The sequence below is a fragment of the Euzebya pacifica genome (assembly GCF_003344865.1).
GTDB classification, from domain to species: Bacteria; Actinomycetota; Nitriliruptoria; order Euzebyales; family Euzebyaceae; genus Euzebya; species Euzebya pacifica.
The window spans coordinates 286,175-300,647 of sequence record NZ_CP031166.1; the positions used below are offsets into that span (position 1 = coordinate 286,175).

Below are 14,473 nucleotides of genomic sequence, written 5' to 3' on the forward strand. Positions count from 1 at the left end.
CCGAATCCCCCAGCCCCGCCACACCGAAAGAGGGGGCCGGTGCGGCGGGGTGGTTCGGGGGGTCAGGATCCGGTCTGGGCGGTCCAGGTGAACGCCACGACGGTGGACGCAGCCCCCTGCTGGGCGTCGGGTGTCGTGCCGTCCAGCTCGATGGCGAACCGGTACACGGTGGTGTCGTCCACGGCGACGTCGGTGTCGGTGATGCCGGACGCGACGTCGTCGTGGTCGGTCAGGAAGTCCTCCAGCGTCCCGGTGAACACCGCGGCACCGGACGCGGTGAACCCGCCGCAGCTGCCGAACCCGCCGCCGGTGCCCCGCTCCACGGTCACGTTCAGGAACGGGTCCAGCGCACCGGTGCTGCCGGTGTCGCTGTACAGGATGACGTCTGCCGCAGGGACCGTCCCCGACCGGGTCACCGCGATGCAGTTGGTCACGGTGTCACCGGGACCGATCGTGGTCGTGGTCGAGTCGAACATGGCGACGTCACCGTCGTCGTCGGTGATGGTGAGCGTCCCAGCGGTCCAGCCGTTGTCGGCGTTGGACGTCTGGTCGGTGAAGGCCGCCGACGTGGCGTCGATCACCATCACGACAGCCGCAGCGAGCAGGACGACGGCGGCCACGGCCGCCGAGACGATACGAACGGGCACAGGCATGGCACTACCCCCAACGGTCGGTGCATCCGGCCACCGAACGGACACCGCTGCCGGGGGCCGTGCTGGCCCCTCCGGCGGTCCCACCCTGACGGCCCGACTCAGTTCGGTCTGACCGGTCGACCCTAACCCGACCGACGACCGTATTGCAATACCATGAGGACCGATATCACGGTGAGGAGCAGGGCGGTCACACCCGGCAGTGGCCCGTGCGGGCCCGTGGGGAGGAGCCGGCCGACGTCGGGCAGGACGATCCGGACGACACCGACCAGGTCGCTGTGGGGGACAGGGGTCGGGTCGGCCGACTGGTTGGCGTCCCCGCGGGTGGCGTAGGCCAGCTGGCCGTCGACGTCGGTGTGGTCGACCACCCGGTGGGTGACCAGCAAGCCACCGCGGCCCGTGTCGGGGAACGTGGCCAGCTGCCCGACGGCCAGGGACTCCTCCCGTGCGACGACGATGACGACGTCGCCGGGGTCCAGCGCAGGACTCATCGACCCGGACGTGACCGTCAGCAGGTGCGTGCCGGGCAGCGCAACGACGATCACGGCGACCACCACGACCAACCCGGCTGCGACCAACCACAGCGTCGAGGCCAGCCATGCCGCAGCTGCGAACAGCCCCCGGTCCGGCAGTGGGCCGGGGCCAGATCGTGTCGGCGGGTGCTTGTTGACGGAGGCCGTCGACGAAGAGCTCAGCTGGCGCGTCTGGTCGGGCGGGCGGACCGCCATGGCAAGCACCTCCTCCCCACTGTCGAGGGGCAGCCTACCGCGGGTGGATGGCGGTCGCGGGCACGCCAGCGTCGGGATGGGCTCGAACGTTGTCCAGCTCGCGAAGGTGCGGTCGACCTGCCCGGCGGCGACGTCGGTGAGTGGTTGGACGGTGGCTGAGAGTGGGGAACGGGCCCGTCGCGGTCTACAGTTCCTCTCAGCTCTGGCCGGTGTCCCCCACACCGGCCGGGTCGTTCGGACCTCCGCCCCCCTTGGAGGTTCGTTGCGGCCGGGGACCCCGCCCACCCCCTGGGTCCCCGGCCGCCTTCAACAGTCCCTGCCGGCTCCGTGGGTGCCGAGGTCAGCGGGGGAGTTGCAGCGCCAACCGGATCCCGTCGGCGACCGGTTCGGGAAGGCCGTCGTTGTCCGCGATTCGCATGAACCGGTCGAGCATGTCCATGGTGCGGTCGGGTTCATCGGACCGGTCGAGTTCGTCGCGGACCACCGACGCCACCATGTCGACCGCCTCCTCGTCGCTGTGGTGATCGGCAACCCTGGTGAGGAGCAGCCGGAACACCCCAGCAAACGAGCTGTCGTTGACGTCGTCGTGGTCGACTGACAGGACCAAGTCGACAACCTGTTGGGTGTCGACGGCATCGGGGGACAGCAGCAGTCGGCGCAGCTGCCGGATTGCATCGACGTCAATGGCTGGGCCCCATGGGGTGTCCACCGTCACCTCTGCGGTCCGCTCGGCGCTGAACGCCCCGGAGGTGTCGCGTCGCGTGACTGCTGACCAGATCGCCGCTGCAAGCCGAAGGTGGCAGCCGGCCAAGTCGAGGCCGGCAAGCCGCACCGGTTCCCAGTCGATCTGCACACCTGACCGAGACCGGTCCGAGGCGACCTGCAACGCGTCGGTCAGCTTCAGGGCGGCGGCCAGCATGGCGTCGCTGGCCTCCTGCGACAACGACCTCTGCGACCTGGATTGGCTCATTGGCGCGGTGCTCTCCGTTGGCGGTGGCAGGCCGAGCCGATGTCGGGGCGGCCTGCGGGGAGGTGCAGATGGCTGGTCAGCTGGCTGGGGGACCCCATGCCGCCCTCGACTGGCGGCCGGGTCACAGGACCCGGATGAGGAGGCGTCGCCACAATGGCGGACGGGCTGGGGGTGGGGCGACGAGCGCCACGAGCCGGCCAGCCCGGTCACGGGTGAAGCCGGGGCAGGTCGGGTCGAGCGCAACAACATGTTCGATGCGGCATCCCGGCCCCTCGGGGCCGAGCCAGCCGCCATGGGCAACCGTCGCATGTCGTGATCGGCGATGCCACCGCACCACGACCGGTTGGCCATCGACATGGCTGCGCCACCGCACGTAGCCCCGCATCGTCCCCCCTGAATGTCCAGTCGCGGCCGGCGGCCACAACACGTCCCTGCTGGCTGCATACAACCCGTGGTGGGACCAGTGGTCAACGACCAGTGCCGATGTGTAGCGGTATGGCCATCGGCCCCTTTTTGACGCGGCCTGCCAGGCGGGGGGTCTTCAGCGTGGCCGTGACGCAGTCTCGTAGACACGGCCGAGTTCATCGGTCAGGGCTTCCTCGAACTGCCAGGTGACATCACCCGCACCGGAGGTGGCGTGGGCCACCTCGTGGAGAATGGTGCCGGCGAACCGGCTGACATCAGCCAGCAGGGACCGTTTGATGACGATGGTTCCGTTGGTCGGGTCCCACACGCCGCAGGCTTCCCTGTAGGCGCCCTCGGCCAGCCGCATGGTTTCGGAGATGCGGATCTGCCGGACCCCTTCCGGCTGCCCGCCACGGAACGCCATGATGTCGTCGAGTCGGTCCCACACGTGCTGTTCGGCCGGGGTGAGTTCGGCCGGGTCGACGAACTCGAAGGCGAAGCTGTCGTTCCATTCGTCCCGGTAGCCGTCGAGGTCGCGGATCGGCTGACCGGACGCATCGGTCTGGCCGCGCAGCTTCGTGGCGATGGTGTCGGGGACGACGACCACTTCCAGTCCATCGCCCTGGGCACGATCGACGAAATCGGGGGCGGTGAGGATGTCCAGCGGGGTGAGGAAGACCGTGTCGGTGCGTGCGGCGAGCTGCTGACAGGCGTGCAATCCGACGTCGACGCGTTGGACCTCGTCGTGCCAGGTGCCGGACTGGTAGCCCTGCAGGTCCTCCACGAGGGCGTCGACGACCGCGGTGTCGGTGCAGTCGAGCAGGATGGCCTTGACCCGGTCGGAGTAGGCGGCACGACCAACGTTGCTGCGCTCGCGGTTGAGCGCCTTGCGCAGCGGTTTGGTGAGGCTGGTGATGTTGTAGGAGAACAGCAGGTCGGGGTCATCGGCGACCTTGAGCCCGTTGATGTAGATGGTGGCGTCGCTGCCTGGGGGGCGAGCAAGGACCGTCCCGTAGCTTGATGTGCCGAGCTGCTCGACGTCGGCATAGGCGAGGAACAGCCGTCTGGCCGCGTCGATGGTGGCGATGTTGACCGCGGGGCCCGACAGGACCACATCGGTTCCGGTCATGGTCGGGTCGGCGGGGTCGTCGACGAAGGCATGCAGGGTGGTGATGTCGAACCCGGCCTTGGGGTGGCTGCCGAACTCGAGGGTGTTGTGGCGGCTGTGGATGGTCACGGCGACACCGTGTCGGTGCAGGACGGCGACGGCGTCCTTGAGGCCGACGCCGAACTTGCCGATCACCAGGTTGGGATGGGCGAGCTTCTCGGCGCTCTCGTTGGCGGTGAGGTGGTCGTGGGCGAGCCCACGGCCGGCGTCGCGTATGTGCCAGCCGTCGGCCTCCTCAACGATCTCGGGTTCGGTGGTGCCGGTGAGCCGGTGCTCGTCGATGGCGTTGGCGATGAGCTCGCGGATGGCCTCCGTCACCGTCCATGCTTCCAGGACCTCCTGGATGTTGAGGTCGAACGCGCGAGCCATGGTCCCTCCGAGTCTGGTTGCCGGCAGTCGCGTGGCGAGTCTGCACGACCACAGCGACAGCCGGTCTCAGAGGCTGATGATGGCGTCGTCGAGGGCGTCGCCGTCAGCCAGGACACGGTCCGCGGCGGGTCGCCGGTTGGCCAGCAGGGCGCCGTGGCGGCCGCCGACGTGCAGGACCTGTTCGGGGTTGGCGATCCCGTCGGGGTCGGCAAGGGCAAGGAGAAGCCCTGCGGCGGGATGGTCGGCGTGGGCCCGGGTGGGGGCGGGGACCCACAGCGGCCGTTGTTGCAGGAGGGCGAACCGGGCGGTGTGTGCGGTGCCCGACCCGGTTGCGGCGGCGGCAACGAGGGTGGCGTCACCAAGGGCAGTCTGGATGCGGTTGCGGGCCACGAGGCTGCCAGGGGAAGCGGCGGTCCCGGGCGGCTGTTCGCTGATGATGGCGCCACCGGCGGCAAGGATCCGGTCGGCCAGGTCGGGGCGGCGCGGCCGGTCGACCCCGCTGCCGATGACCGCCAGGTGGATGCCGCCCTCGGCAAGGGTTTCTTCCGCCACGGTGGTGTCGATGCCGTCGGCGAGCCCGGAGACGGTGACGATGTCGTTGGCGGCACAGGTCCGGGCGGCCCGTGCCGCCACCGCCGCCCCGTACGCCCAGGGCTTGCGGGCCCCGACGATGGTCAGCGCCCGACCGCTGGACGGCAGGATGCCGCGAACCCAGATCAACGGGGGGCAGCCATCGATGTCGCGCAGCCTGATCGGGTAGCCGAGCGTCCATGGGGTGAGGACGTCACCATCGAGGTGGCTGGTCAGTTCGGCTTCGGGGATGCCGTGTTCGGCGATCTGTTCGGCGACCTTGCGGCCGACGTGCTTGACGAGCCGGTCGGGGGCGGCACGGTGCATCGTGGCCCACGACACGTGGCTGCCGGCCAGCGCCATTGCCCGTGCCGCACCCACACCCGGGGTTTGCAGCAGCCGCCACATCCCGCGGGGGGTGCGTGGGCCGTCGTCCTCCACAGTCGATGGGCCTCGGTCGACCTGCTGCACGTCCTCGTTGTCCACTGGTCACAGGCTGCCACGTGGCCCCGACGTCCTCGTGGCCGCGCTCGGTGTCACAGCCCACCGATAGGGTGCCTGTTGTGGAACTCCAACCGGGCTGCCTAGCCCGGAGGCCTGCACCAGCGGCCTTCGGCGGTCAGTGCTGCACCGACTGCCGGTGACACCCAACACGAGGAGTTCCCAATGCCTGTTTCCGTTCCGTCGCTGACCATGGGCGCCGCGGTGCCGTTCGCGGTCCAGTTGCGCCACCAGCCCGTGTGGGCAGCCGCCACCGCCTTGCTGCTCGACCGGACCGTTGCGACGATCTGCTGCACCGCGGTGACCCCGTGGCCGATCACCGCGTTGATCCATCGGCTGCTCGGTGCGGTCCCCGCCGGTGAGGTGGTGTGGACCCACGAGCTGTCGGCTGCCGATGCCCATGCGCTTGCAGGTGCTCTGTCCGGTGATGACCGGCCGGGATCGGCGGCTGGCTGGGCATGGCAGGTCTCGTGTCTGCTCGAGGCAGCCGACTCCTCCGGTGACCGGCAGCAGGTGGTCGAGCTCACGGGATTGCTTGCCCGCGGCGGGTTCGACCGTGACGGGACGCCGAGCAACTGACCCGATCCGGTCAGGTCCGGTCCGTGAGGGTGGCTTCGACCGCGTCAGCAAGCGTTCCGGTAGCCAGTAGGAGCGGTCCCGTCCACCGACGATGTGTCGGTGCCGTGTGCAGGGCTGCCAGGCGCCCGGCGACCTGGCGACCCGGAACGGCAGCAGCCACGATCACGGACCGTTCAGACGTTGCGGATCCGTGTGATGCCCGACCTGAGATCGGCCAGTGCCTCAACGATGCGGCCTTCGGAGAGCTGGTCGCTGTCGAACTCGACGGAGAGGTGGCGGACTGGCTCGTGACGCAACGGCGGGAGGTGTCCGGGCCGGTAGGTGCCGTAGCGCCACGGCTGCGACGTCGGCGCGTCCCAACCGGACGAATCCGTGGCGGGTTCACCAACGACGACATCGAGGTCCTCGGGCGTTGCGTGGGGTGGGGGCAGCGCAACGTCGACACCGATGGCCGGCGGTTCCTCGTCGCCTTCGTGGGCGACGTAGGCCGTGAACGACAGGTCGTTGGCAACCCACGACAGCGTGCTGCGGTCCGCGATCGCGTCGACCCCGAGCGCCGACAGGATGCGACGAAGCTCAGCCAGCACATCACCGTGCAGCTCGAGGATCCGGTCGCCCAGATCGGCCACGTGGCGGTCTCTCATCCGTACGTCGGCCGGGGACGGATGGCGGTCAGCGATGTAGGCCTCGGCCATCCGGGTGGTGTCCAGGGCAGCAGCTGCCACGGCAACACCGAGCCGATCCAGCCCAATGAAGATCGGCCAGGAGCCTTCGGTTCCGGTTCGGACCTGGACCTGCCCGGCGCCGCTGGCGTCGTGGGGCGGACCGCCGCCGGGTACCGGGTCGCTGATGGGCTGCTCGAACGTGCCGACGTCGCCGAATCCGACCTTGGCCGTTTGCACCCCGACGTTCGGCAGCGACACCCAGCAGACCGGTCGGGTGTCGCCGAACCTGATCACCACGTCGGTGTTCATCGTCGGTTCGGACGTGTCGAGCAGCCAGACGGGCCAGCGTCCGGCCGGCAGACGGACCGGAAGGACCTGGAAGGGGTACGGACTGCCGTTGCTGCCAACGAAGGAGTCGCCGACAGCGATCCGGCCCGAGGGCACACCGACGTGGCCCTGCAGATGGCCGGGCAGGTCCACCAGTTCCGACAGGATCGGCCAGTCCGCCGGCGTCGCTGCTTCGGGATCGTCCCGGCCGACGGCTGCCGCCCATGCCTCCCAGTCGACCCGTGCGCCGGGCCATCCCACCGGGTCATGCCCAACGGACCCTTCCAGCGGCTCTTCGACCTCAGCCAGGACCGTTCCGATCGGCCTGCCAACGATGTCGAGTGCCACGTGCTCGACCAGCCGCCAGCTGCCTTGGTCTGCCGTCAGGCCGATGTAGGCGTCGCCGCGCAGTGCTTGGTCGCGTCGCCACACCCATGGCGGCACGGTGAGGTCGTCGGGTGGGTCCAGCCGGTCGAGCTCGTCGGCGGTTGCAAGGCTTCCCGCGTCGCCGATCAGCATCTGGCGGGGAACGTCGTCCACTGTTCTGTTGATGGAGACGACGTGGACCCCGACTGGGTCGAGCGCGTGGACCGATGCAGGGTCCGACGGGCCGATCAGCACCACCAATGGGAGGGCAGGGTCGCCGAGCCCCCCGGCGCTCAGGACGGTGACCACCCCGGCGGAGTGGTCGTGGCCCAAGCGGGTCGCGATGCCGTCGCTCGTCCCGAACCTGAGCTGGCCTCCGGTCGGAAACGACCCGGCGGGCACAAACGACAGGTCAGCGATGGATGGCATTGCAGGGGGACGGAACACGGTGCTCCAAACGGCGGCAGAGGAGGACCGGACGCCTGAAGGCGGCCGAGAGCGCTGACTGTAGGGCCACACGACCGTCTCGGTGGAACTCCGAGAACCGATGGTTCGGCCACCCTGTCAGCCACCCGACAAGGCCAGGTGGCGGCGGGGCACAGCGCCCGCTCAGCTGGGGGTGTGCCGGCAGCTGATCCCCTCGGTGGCGGGCCACGTGTCGGGATCGATCCCGTTGGCCTGCGCCCACGCCGTCCAGGTAACCGGGGGACGGTCGGGCACCGGTGGCAGCGCCCAGTAGCTGACCGGGTTGAGGTAGGACCAACGGCCGGTCCCAGGACCGTCGCTGAACCGCACGGCACCTTCGGCGTGGAGACGGCCGAGCGCACCCGCAAGCAACGAGGACACGGTGAACCTGGCAGGGTCCTCACAGGCGATCGCCGTGTGGTGGTACCGGCCGACAAGGTCGACGTACAGGTCCCGGTGGGCCTGGGCGAACCGGTGCTCGATCACCCCGTACTCCGTCCGTCCCTCCCCGAACTCGAAGACGTCCAGGAGTGCCTGGTACACCCCGAGATCCTCAAGGATCCCTCCTCTACCCGCAGTGGCCGGCTTCACCACGGCCGGAGGGGGCAGGAGGAACTCGTGACCGTCCTCGCAGCACACACGGGCCTCACCGAGCTCGGTGACCTCGACCACATCGAGTCGTCCGGTGTCGCCGTACCTGCATGCCATCCCGTTGGCGGCGTTCTGCCACTGGGATCGCGTGAGCCACACGATCGTGTCGTCACCCATCGTCCTCGTCCTGTCCGTCCAGCGCGTTCCGTCCCCTGACAGGGTGGCACACGCCCCGAGGCCCTATGGGGCGAGGCCGCATTGAGTGGCGTGCCGAGTGGAGGCGACACATCTGATGGGTCTGTCGTTCGGATGGTGGTGGCCAACGACTGTCTCGGCGGTATCACCCGTGCTGGTCCACGGAGTCGCAGATGCGCACCCGCCACCTCGCACCCTTCGTCATGTTCCTGCTGTGTGTCAGCAGTCCCGCCCGGAGGCTCGGTATCACCCCGCCGTTCCATGACCGATCGCGGGGCAGACCGACCCCGGTCTGCCCCCGCCGATGACGTCTTGGACGTGTGCAGGGAGGCCAGCCGAATGGCGCGTGTCTGGCAGGGTGGGGCGGCATGCTCAGCGACGACCTGACAACGAAGGCGCTCATCGGTGCTGCCGAGTCGGCCGACCCCGGTGAGATCGGCTATCTGGCGTTGTCGGGGAAGGTCGAGCTGGCGGTCCGGGACCGAATGGTCTGGTGGCTTGCCCAGCAGGTGGCGGAGCAAGCCGATCTGGTCGTGGTGCGCGAGTGGCGACGCGTGGACCTTGCGGTGGTGACGTCGGAGGCAGTCCCGGTGCTGCTCGTGGAGGGCAAGGCGCACTATCACTTCGACACGATGCGGCCACGGGTTGGTGGGTACGTGGACGCCGTTGCTGCTGACCTGGTCGCGTTGTCGCGATGGCCCGACGCCACTGCGGCGGCGGTGGTGCTGTCCACCCACGTCGGTACCCGTGTCGATGGTCCGCTCCGTACCAACGGTGTGGTGAAGTACGCCGGCGGGACCAATCGGTTCCTGCGACGCCACGACGACGACCCCGCCGTGACGCTGGCGGCCGGACGAACGGCGATCGGGTCTGCCTATGGCGAGCTGGGCGTCCTCGACGGCCCGGTCACGATTGCTGACACCCGAGTGGCCGGCATCGACGTGGTCGTTGACGGCTGGGTGATCAGGCCGCCCTTCGGTGGGGCGGCAGCGGCCCGTCCCGTTGAGCCCTGACCGCCGGGCCGCCGCAAAGAACACCCCTGTCGACCGCCGGGACTACTGCGAGCCGTTCACGCCGGCCCATCGCTGACCGCACCGGCCGATACGGTGCAACCACGCCGTCCCATCCCCACCCCCGGAGCCCCCTTGATGCGACCCGACCGAGCACTCGACATCGCGACCACGGCCCACAACGGGCAGACCGACAAGGCCGGCCGCCCCTACATCGGTCACGTCCACAGGGTCCTCGGTCACCTGCCCGATGACGCCACCGACGACCACCGCGTCGTGGCAGCGCTTCACGACGTCGTGGAAGACACCGACGTCACCCTGGACCAGCTGCGCGCCGACGGCCTCACCGACACTCAGGCCGCGGCGGTGGATGCCATGACCCGCCGGGCCGATGAGCCCAAGGACGACTACTACCGGCGGGTGGCAGCCAACCCGATCGCGCTCGTCGTGAAGGCCGCTGACATCGACGACAACGCCGACCCTGCCCGACTGGCGGTGCTCGACCCAGACACCCGCGACCGGCTGGCCGCCAAGTACACCCGCGCCCGTCAGGCGCTTGGGCTCACCAGCAGCTGAGCCGGCACGGCTGGCCGGGTGCCGCTCCGGGCAGCTGAGGGGGAGAACACGGTCTCCGTGGCGAAGTCCAGTCGGGCCTCGATCAGCTGCCGTCGGGTGGCGTCAGCGATCCGAGCGGCGGCGTAGGAGTTGCCTTCGGGGTCCTCCGGCCACCGTTGCGCAGCGATGACGTCAGCGTTGACGAACGGCAAGCCCGGTCGCAACGGCCCGATGACCCGACGGAACAGCGTGGTCTTGCCTGCCCCGTTGGGGCCGGCAAGCAGGTCCAGGCGACTCACCCGTGGCTGATGGTGCCGTCGGGGGAGGTCCAGACCAGCTGGCCGGACTCGTCCACGGTGACGGTCGTGATGCCGTCGGCCCGTGCGTGCTCGGCCAGGGGTGTCCGGGTGACGGCCTGTTCGATGGTGACGTCGATGCGGGCGTGGGCGATCACCCGTTCCTCAGCGGTGAGGTCATCGAACTGGCCGGTTCCGGCCACGACAGCGTCCATCCGCCCCTGGTCGACCCCGGTTGCGGCGATGATGCGTCGGCCGACCGCAGCCCAGTAGTTGACCTGCTCTGCGGTGGACCTGTGCCCGGCCATCGCTGCGGCCTCGGCGGCAGCGACCAGGTCGCCATCTATTCGGACGGACTTCGCTTCAGCCATTGCATCATTTACCTCTCCTACCATTTGCCACACCCGTGGCACGATGCCACGTCAAGGGGTTCGCCGGCTGGCTCGCTAAGAGCTGGGAGCCGAAGCAGCAACGTTATCTGCGATAGCTGTCGCAAGTGCATCGCTGACAGCCGACGTACCGCCGACGGCAACTACTTGAGCATCTGGGTTGCCATAAAGTTTCAAGAAGTCTATCAATGCCTGCATGTTGTCCATATCTGAATCAGAAGCGACGATAAGTATGTCTCCACTCGTCGAGTCAACACTAACCCCTGCGCTTAGAGCGTCAGGGAACTCATCTGCCGAAGCAACAAGAATACGCTGCACCATACCGCCGTTTTCGGCGAGATTGGCTTGTGCTGTTGCGATAGAGGTTTCAAAGGGTCTAGCGCGAACGATTACTTCTGATTCAGCTATTGCAGCAGTTGCGGCCTGCTCGCTTACGTTCGCAGCAGCTCGTCCAACCGCACGGACGTTTTCGATTGTGGATTCAAAATGTTGAAGGAACTCTAACACTTCAGCCGGTAGTTGATTGCTCTCAGCGCCGTAGGTCAACAGTAATGGATCTTCATCAGATGCACCTGCAGCCGTTATGGCATCAGTGAAGTTACCGCCATCTGCGAGGCTAACGCCAGACGCAAAAGCGCCTGAAGCGCTTATTAGTTCCCACGCGATCGAAACAGCAGTCTCGTAGCGAGTAGTACCCGCAATACGAGCAACTCTTAGGCCGGAACGTTCCAGCAGATCCTGCGTGCCCCTACTTACGGCAGCATTGCCGCCAAGTATTACGACCTGTCTCGCACCCAAGTTCTCAACCGCGCGAACGATTGAAGGGTGTAGTTCATTCTCGTAACTGCTGGGCTGCAATAGTATCGGCGCCCGTAGGGCGCGTCCAAGTGGCGCACCAGATAACTGGTCGGCTGCAACATCCCCGTTTGCGATCAGGATCGTTTGAGCTCCGTCAGGGAAAGTATTGTAGGCATTATCTTCCGCAGTTTCGTAGCGGGTAGGGCCTTCAATTCGCCAGAAGGGCATGTCATTCAGCTCTTCAGGGCTCTGAGCCTCATTCGGGTCACTTGCCCCAGGGGGGAGAAAGTATACACTTTGCGCGGGGTAGGTATTATCATCAGGGCAGCTGATTGCTGGCGCCTGCATTTCAAACCGGCGAACTAAGTCGTTGCCATTGTCTGCCTCCAACCAAGTTATTTCTAGGTCTAGCGTAAGCTCAGGAACGCTAGTAGAGTTGGTGTGCAGGGTGGACGACCGGGAACTTCCGGCTGGAACGTAACTCCTGATGTAGTTGCCATGGCGAGGATGTTCTATTTGTGCTTCGAAATACGCATCGTATTCTTTGCTCACATTATCGGCGGTGAAACCATGAATTGCGTAGCCGTGATCACAGAACGTCCAAAGGCTATACACCTCAGGCTCACCCGTGCTGCCAGCTGCAGATGCCTCAGTGGCACCCAAAGTTGCTAGAATTGTTAGGCACACTAGAACTTTAGGAATGGTGCCGTATCGCCGACGGCTTGCCTCCCCGCCGCAATTTCGACTTCTTGTCATGAAGTTCTCCAAATCGGAAAAGGGTCTTTGCGGGTCTTCCTCATGTGACGTGGCGAGCGCCTCGCAGTCTCGCGGCGGGTTGATCCTGCCATGCGGGCTTGTCACAGGACAGCAACATCCGGGCCCTTCCTCTCCGCGAGTGGCAACGGAAGTCCGCGCGCCTGTCGCGAGACCTCCGAGGCTCCCGCAAGATCAGGGTTGCCAAGACTGCGACCAGGACAACTCTCGGGGTGGCAGACGAACCGACGCATGGCGCGGTGTGCTCGGCTTGAACAACTATGTGCTGGTCGATCCGCCCGACGGCGATGGCCTGTCAGCTCTCCGCTTACGCTGCCGTCATGGGCTTCATCACGATCCTCACGGCAGACCGCAACGCAACCGACCTCATCCAGGGGCCGCTGGGCGAACTGCTCGGACACAACAGCCACATGGACGGTGTCGTCGAGTCGGCACGGACCGTCAATGGCGTCACGGTCGTCGCGACTGTCCACTCCTCCGAGACCGTTCTGATCGACCTTGGGCCCGATGGGGACAGCGTGGCCTTCCGCACCGGTGTCGCCGAGGTCGGCAAGTACGCCACGCCGGTGCCCTCCCGCGACCAGCTCCCCACCGCCGGTGTCATGGACACGCGCCCCGACGCCCCGACGTTCGCGCCGTCATGGACTGGCATGCACGTCGAAGGAGTCCTCGCTGCCAACAACGGGGTGTTCGACTCGACTGTCGAAGGTGTCGACGTGCCTGCCCCCGAGTGGCCCACCGGCCCCGGACGATTCGTCATCGGCATCCGGGAGGAGGCCACCCGTGACGACTTCAACCCCGACGCGATCGCCGACGCGGTCCGGCAGGTGATTGCCTCGGCCACACTGCCGTGGGAAGCAAGCGTCGGGTCATGGGCCAACGCCGTCTTTGCGATCGGGTTCCTTCCCGAGGGCGCCTCGACCGTCCTCGTCGCCGACCGCAACATTTGCCTCGCCGCGTCAGTGATCGCCGACACCAGTCCCGACTGGTGGACCGACATCGGCAGCCGACTCCGCTGACCCGCCCGGCCAGCCCACGCTGCGACGACGGCCTCGGCGACGGCCTGCCAGCAAGCCGAGAAGGTCTGCTGCATCGTCCCGCGCTTGTGGGGTCACATTGTGGGCCTAGTGGATGTCAGCGATGTCGACACCGTCGGTCGCCTCGTCGATCGCGTCGAGCGTCCACGTGGTCCGCATCAGCCGTTCCCGTGCCGCGTCGGCTGGCAGGTTGAAGAGCTTCGTGGCGCGCCTGGCCCCATCGGCGGCCATCAACGCAACCCACCCAGCGATGGCCTCGTCAGCGGACTCGGGTGTCGGGACACACCGGCATGGCCCGTCCTCGGCTCGGCGGTGCAGGGGTGTCGTGGAGGGACGGTGGCGGCGACGCCACCGGTTGGTGGGCGTGCACAGTTGCCCCGGTTCGGGAGGATCGAGACGAACATGATCGAGGCCGTGTGCACGGAGCTGGCGGACCGCGGCCACGAACCCTGATGGGGACAGGCCCGCGGCCCGGCGGAGATCGGTGGAGGTTGGTTCGGCGTCGCGCTGTCGTCGGCCGTCGACCAAGGCGATCGCGGCGAGGAAGACAACCACAGCTGCCCCAGAGAGGTGGTGCAGGTGGCCGTTGGTGATCAGTGCGTGGTGGACCTGCACGGAGGGGTCGGCAGGAACAACGGTGAGGGTGCTCGGCAGCAGGTGCCGCCGGGTGCGATGGATGTGGCCGGCGTGTTCGAGTCGGCGCAGCGCATCGTTGACGCGACGGGGACCGTTCGGCTCGAGGCCTGCCACGGCGGCGATGTCTGCGGCGGCCAGGTCAACGGACTGCGTGGGCCGTGCGGCCGCAACCCACCACAGGACCATGGCCGTCCGCAAGGTCGGTGCGTCCTGTGTTCCCCCGCCGATCAGGTCGGCCAGTGGCGCGCGGGTCGCACCCGAGAGCAGCGGGGACAGGCGTGCCGCAAGCGGCGCTCGACCGTTGTGGGAGGAGAACAGCAGCGTTCGGTCTTCCGCGTCGAGCTCGTCTCGCCACCGGTCGATCAGGGCGAAGTGCGCTCCGAGGGGGTCCACCGACGACCGTGGGACACGAACCCACGTGTCGCTGTG

At 67.6% G+C, this 14,473-nt stretch carries 15 protein-coding genes; 4 read left to right on the forward strand and 11 right to left on the reverse strand.

Annotation, left to right across the window (positions count from 1 at the left end; all coding sequences use genetic code 11):
- Positions 1-62 precede the first annotated feature (62 nt).
- The 5 genes from DVS28_RS26580 to DVS28_RS26600 form a co-directional block, all read right to left on the reverse strand.
- Positions 63-653, reverse strand: coding sequence for a hypothetical protein (locus DVS28_RS26580; RefSeq protein ID WP_114594679.1), 591 nt, complete (start codon positions 651-653; stop codon positions 63-65).
- Positions 654-775: 122 nt separating this feature from the next.
- Entirely contained in the window at positions 776-1,378 is a 603-nt protein-coding gene (locus tag DVS28_RS26585; protein ID WP_114594680.1) for a signal peptidase I, read from the reverse strand.
- Positions 1,379-1,718: 340 nt separating this feature from the next.
- The gene (locus tag DVS28_RS26590) at positions 1,719-2,348 is read right to left on the reverse strand and encodes a hypothetical protein (protein ID WP_164711139.1); all 630 of its coding nucleotides are present in this window, start codon (positions 2,346-2,348) and stop codon (positions 1,719-1,721) included.
- A 541-nt stretch (positions 2,349-2,889) separates the two neighbouring features.
- Positions 2,890-4,290, reverse strand: a complete 1,401-nt coding sequence (locus DVS28_RS26595; protein ID WP_114594682.1) for an ATP-binding protein — start codon at positions 4,288-4,290, stop codon at positions 2,890-2,892.
- Between the two features lie 66 nt (positions 4,291-4,356).
- Positions 4,357-5,346: a DNA-processing protein DprA gene (locus tag DVS28_RS26600; RefSeq protein ID WP_114594683.1), complete on the reverse strand. Its 990-nt coding sequence runs from the start codon at positions 5,344-5,346 to the stop codon at positions 4,357-4,359.
- Between the two features lie 180 nt (positions 5,347-5,526).
- Here DVS28_RS26600 and DVS28_RS26605 point away from each other — a divergent pair, with 180 nt between their 5' ends.
- Positions 5,527-5,940: a hypothetical protein gene (locus DVS28_RS26605; protein WP_114594684.1), complete on the forward strand. Its 414-nt coding sequence runs from the start codon at positions 5,527-5,529 to the stop codon at positions 5,938-5,940.
- Between the two features lie 173 nt (positions 5,941-6,113).
- On the opposite strand, the gene DVS28_RS26610 is transcribed toward DVS28_RS26605, so the two are convergent.
- Both DVS28_RS26610 and DVS28_RS26615 read right to left on the reverse strand, forming a co-directional pair.
- Complete coding sequence (locus DVS28_RS26610; RefSeq protein WP_114594685.1) at positions 6,114-7,727, reverse strand: hypothetical protein; 1,614 nt, start codon at positions 7,725-7,727, stop codon at positions 6,114-6,116.
- A gap of 180 nt (positions 7,728-7,907) precedes the next feature.
- The gene (locus DVS28_RS26615) at positions 7,908-8,531 is read right to left on the reverse strand and encodes a hypothetical protein (RefSeq protein ID WP_114594686.1); all 624 of its coding nucleotides are present in this window, start codon (positions 8,529-8,531) and stop codon (positions 7,908-7,910) included.
- Positions 8,532-8,917: 386 nt separating this feature from the next.
- Here DVS28_RS26615 and DVS28_RS26620 point away from each other — a divergent pair, with 386 nt between their 5' ends.
- Both DVS28_RS26620 and DVS28_RS26625 read left to right on the forward strand, forming a co-directional pair.
- Positions 8,918-9,562 (forward strand): hypothetical protein, encoded by a 645-nt coding sequence (locus DVS28_RS26620; protein ID WP_114594687.1) that lies wholly within the window; start codon positions 8,918-8,920, stop codon positions 9,560-9,562.
- 135 nt (positions 9,563-9,697) lie between these two features.
- Complete coding sequence (locus tag DVS28_RS26625) at positions 9,698-10,135, forward strand: HD domain-containing protein (protein ID WP_114594688.1); 438 nt, start codon at positions 9,698-9,700, stop codon at positions 10,133-10,135.
- Here the strand turns inward: DVS28_RS26625 and DVS28_RS26630 are convergent.
- The 3 genes from DVS28_RS26630 to DVS28_RS28895 all read right to left on the reverse strand — a co-directional run bounded on the left by DVS28_RS26630 (position 10,108) and on the right by DVS28_RS28895 (position 12,212).
- Positions 10,108-10,413, reverse strand: coding sequence for a hypothetical protein (locus DVS28_RS26630; RefSeq protein ID WP_114594689.1), 306 nt, complete (start codon positions 10,411-10,413; stop codon positions 10,108-10,110). The genes DVS28_RS26625 and DVS28_RS26630 overlap by 28 nt on opposite strands.
- Positions 10,410-10,781: a TA system antitoxin ParD family protein gene (locus DVS28_RS26635; RefSeq protein ID WP_164711140.1), complete on the reverse strand. Its 372-nt coding sequence runs from the start codon at positions 10,779-10,781 to the stop codon at positions 10,410-10,412. The genes DVS28_RS26630 and DVS28_RS26635 overlap by 4 nt, the downstream gene beginning before the upstream one ends.
- 75 nt (positions 10,782-10,856) lie before the next feature.
- Positions 10,857-12,212 (reverse strand): cell wall-binding repeat-containing protein, encoded by a 1,356-nt coding sequence (locus DVS28_RS28895; protein WP_164711141.1) that lies wholly within the window; start codon positions 12,210-12,212, stop codon positions 10,857-10,859.
- Between the two features lie 479 nt (positions 12,213-12,691).
- Here DVS28_RS28895 and DVS28_RS26650 point away from each other — a divergent pair, with 479 nt between their 5' ends.
- On the forward strand, positions 12,692-13,390 hold the full coding sequence (locus DVS28_RS26650; protein WP_164711142.1) for a hypothetical protein: 699 nt from the start codon (positions 12,692-12,694) through the stop codon (positions 13,388-13,390).
- A 105-nt stretch (positions 13,391-13,495) separates the two neighbouring features.
- Here the strand turns inward: DVS28_RS26650 and DVS28_RS26655 are convergent, their stop codons facing one another.
- Complete coding sequence (locus DVS28_RS26655) at positions 13,496-14,437, reverse strand: hypothetical protein (protein ID WP_114594692.1); 942 nt, start codon at positions 14,435-14,437, stop codon at positions 13,496-13,498.
- Positions 14,438-14,473 lie beyond the last annotated feature (36 nt).

Coding starts and splice junctions, on each gene's coding strand:
- DVS28_RS26580 (WP_114594679.1), bottom strand. CDS start 653: ATGCCTGTGCCCGTTCGTATCGTCTCGGCGGCCGTGGCCGCCGTCGTC.
- DVS28_RS26590 (WP_164711139.1), bottom strand. CDS start 2,348: ATGAGCCAATCCAGGTCGCAGAGGTCGTTGTCGCAGGAGGCCAGCGAC.
- DVS28_RS26620 (WP_114594687.1), top strand. CDS start 8,918: ATGCTCAGCGACGACCTGACAACGAAGGCGCTCATCGGTGCTGCCGAG.
- DVS28_RS26610 (WP_114594685.1), bottom strand. CDS start 7,727: ATGCCATCCATCGCTGACCTGTCGTTTGTGCCCGCCGGGTCGTTTCCG.
- DVS28_RS26650 (WP_164711142.1), top strand. CDS start 12,692: ATGGGCTTCATCACGATCCTCACGGCAGACCGCAACGCAACCGACCTC.
- DVS28_RS26595 (WP_114594682.1), bottom strand. CDS start 4,290: ATGGCTCGCGCGTTCGACCTCAACATCCAGGAGGTCCTGGAAGCATGG.
- DVS28_RS26605 (WP_114594684.1), top strand. CDS start 5,527: ATGCCTGTTTCCGTTCCGTCGCTGACCATGGGCGCCGCGGTGCCGTTC.
- DVS28_RS26585 (WP_114594680.1), bottom strand. CDS start 1,378: ATGGCGGTCCGCCCGCCCGACCAGACGCGCCAGCTGAGCTCTTCGTCG.
- DVS28_RS26635 (WP_164711140.1), bottom strand. CDS start 10,781: ATGGCTGAAGCGAAGTCCGTCCGAATAGATGGCGACCTGGTCGCTGCC.
- DVS28_RS26615 (WP_114594686.1), bottom strand. CDS start 8,531: ATGGGTGACGACACGATCGTGTGGCTCACGCGATCCCAGTGGCAGAAC.
- DVS28_RS26625 (WP_114594688.1), top strand. CDS start 9,698: ATGCGACCCGACCGAGCACTCGACATCGCGACCACGGCCCACAACGGG.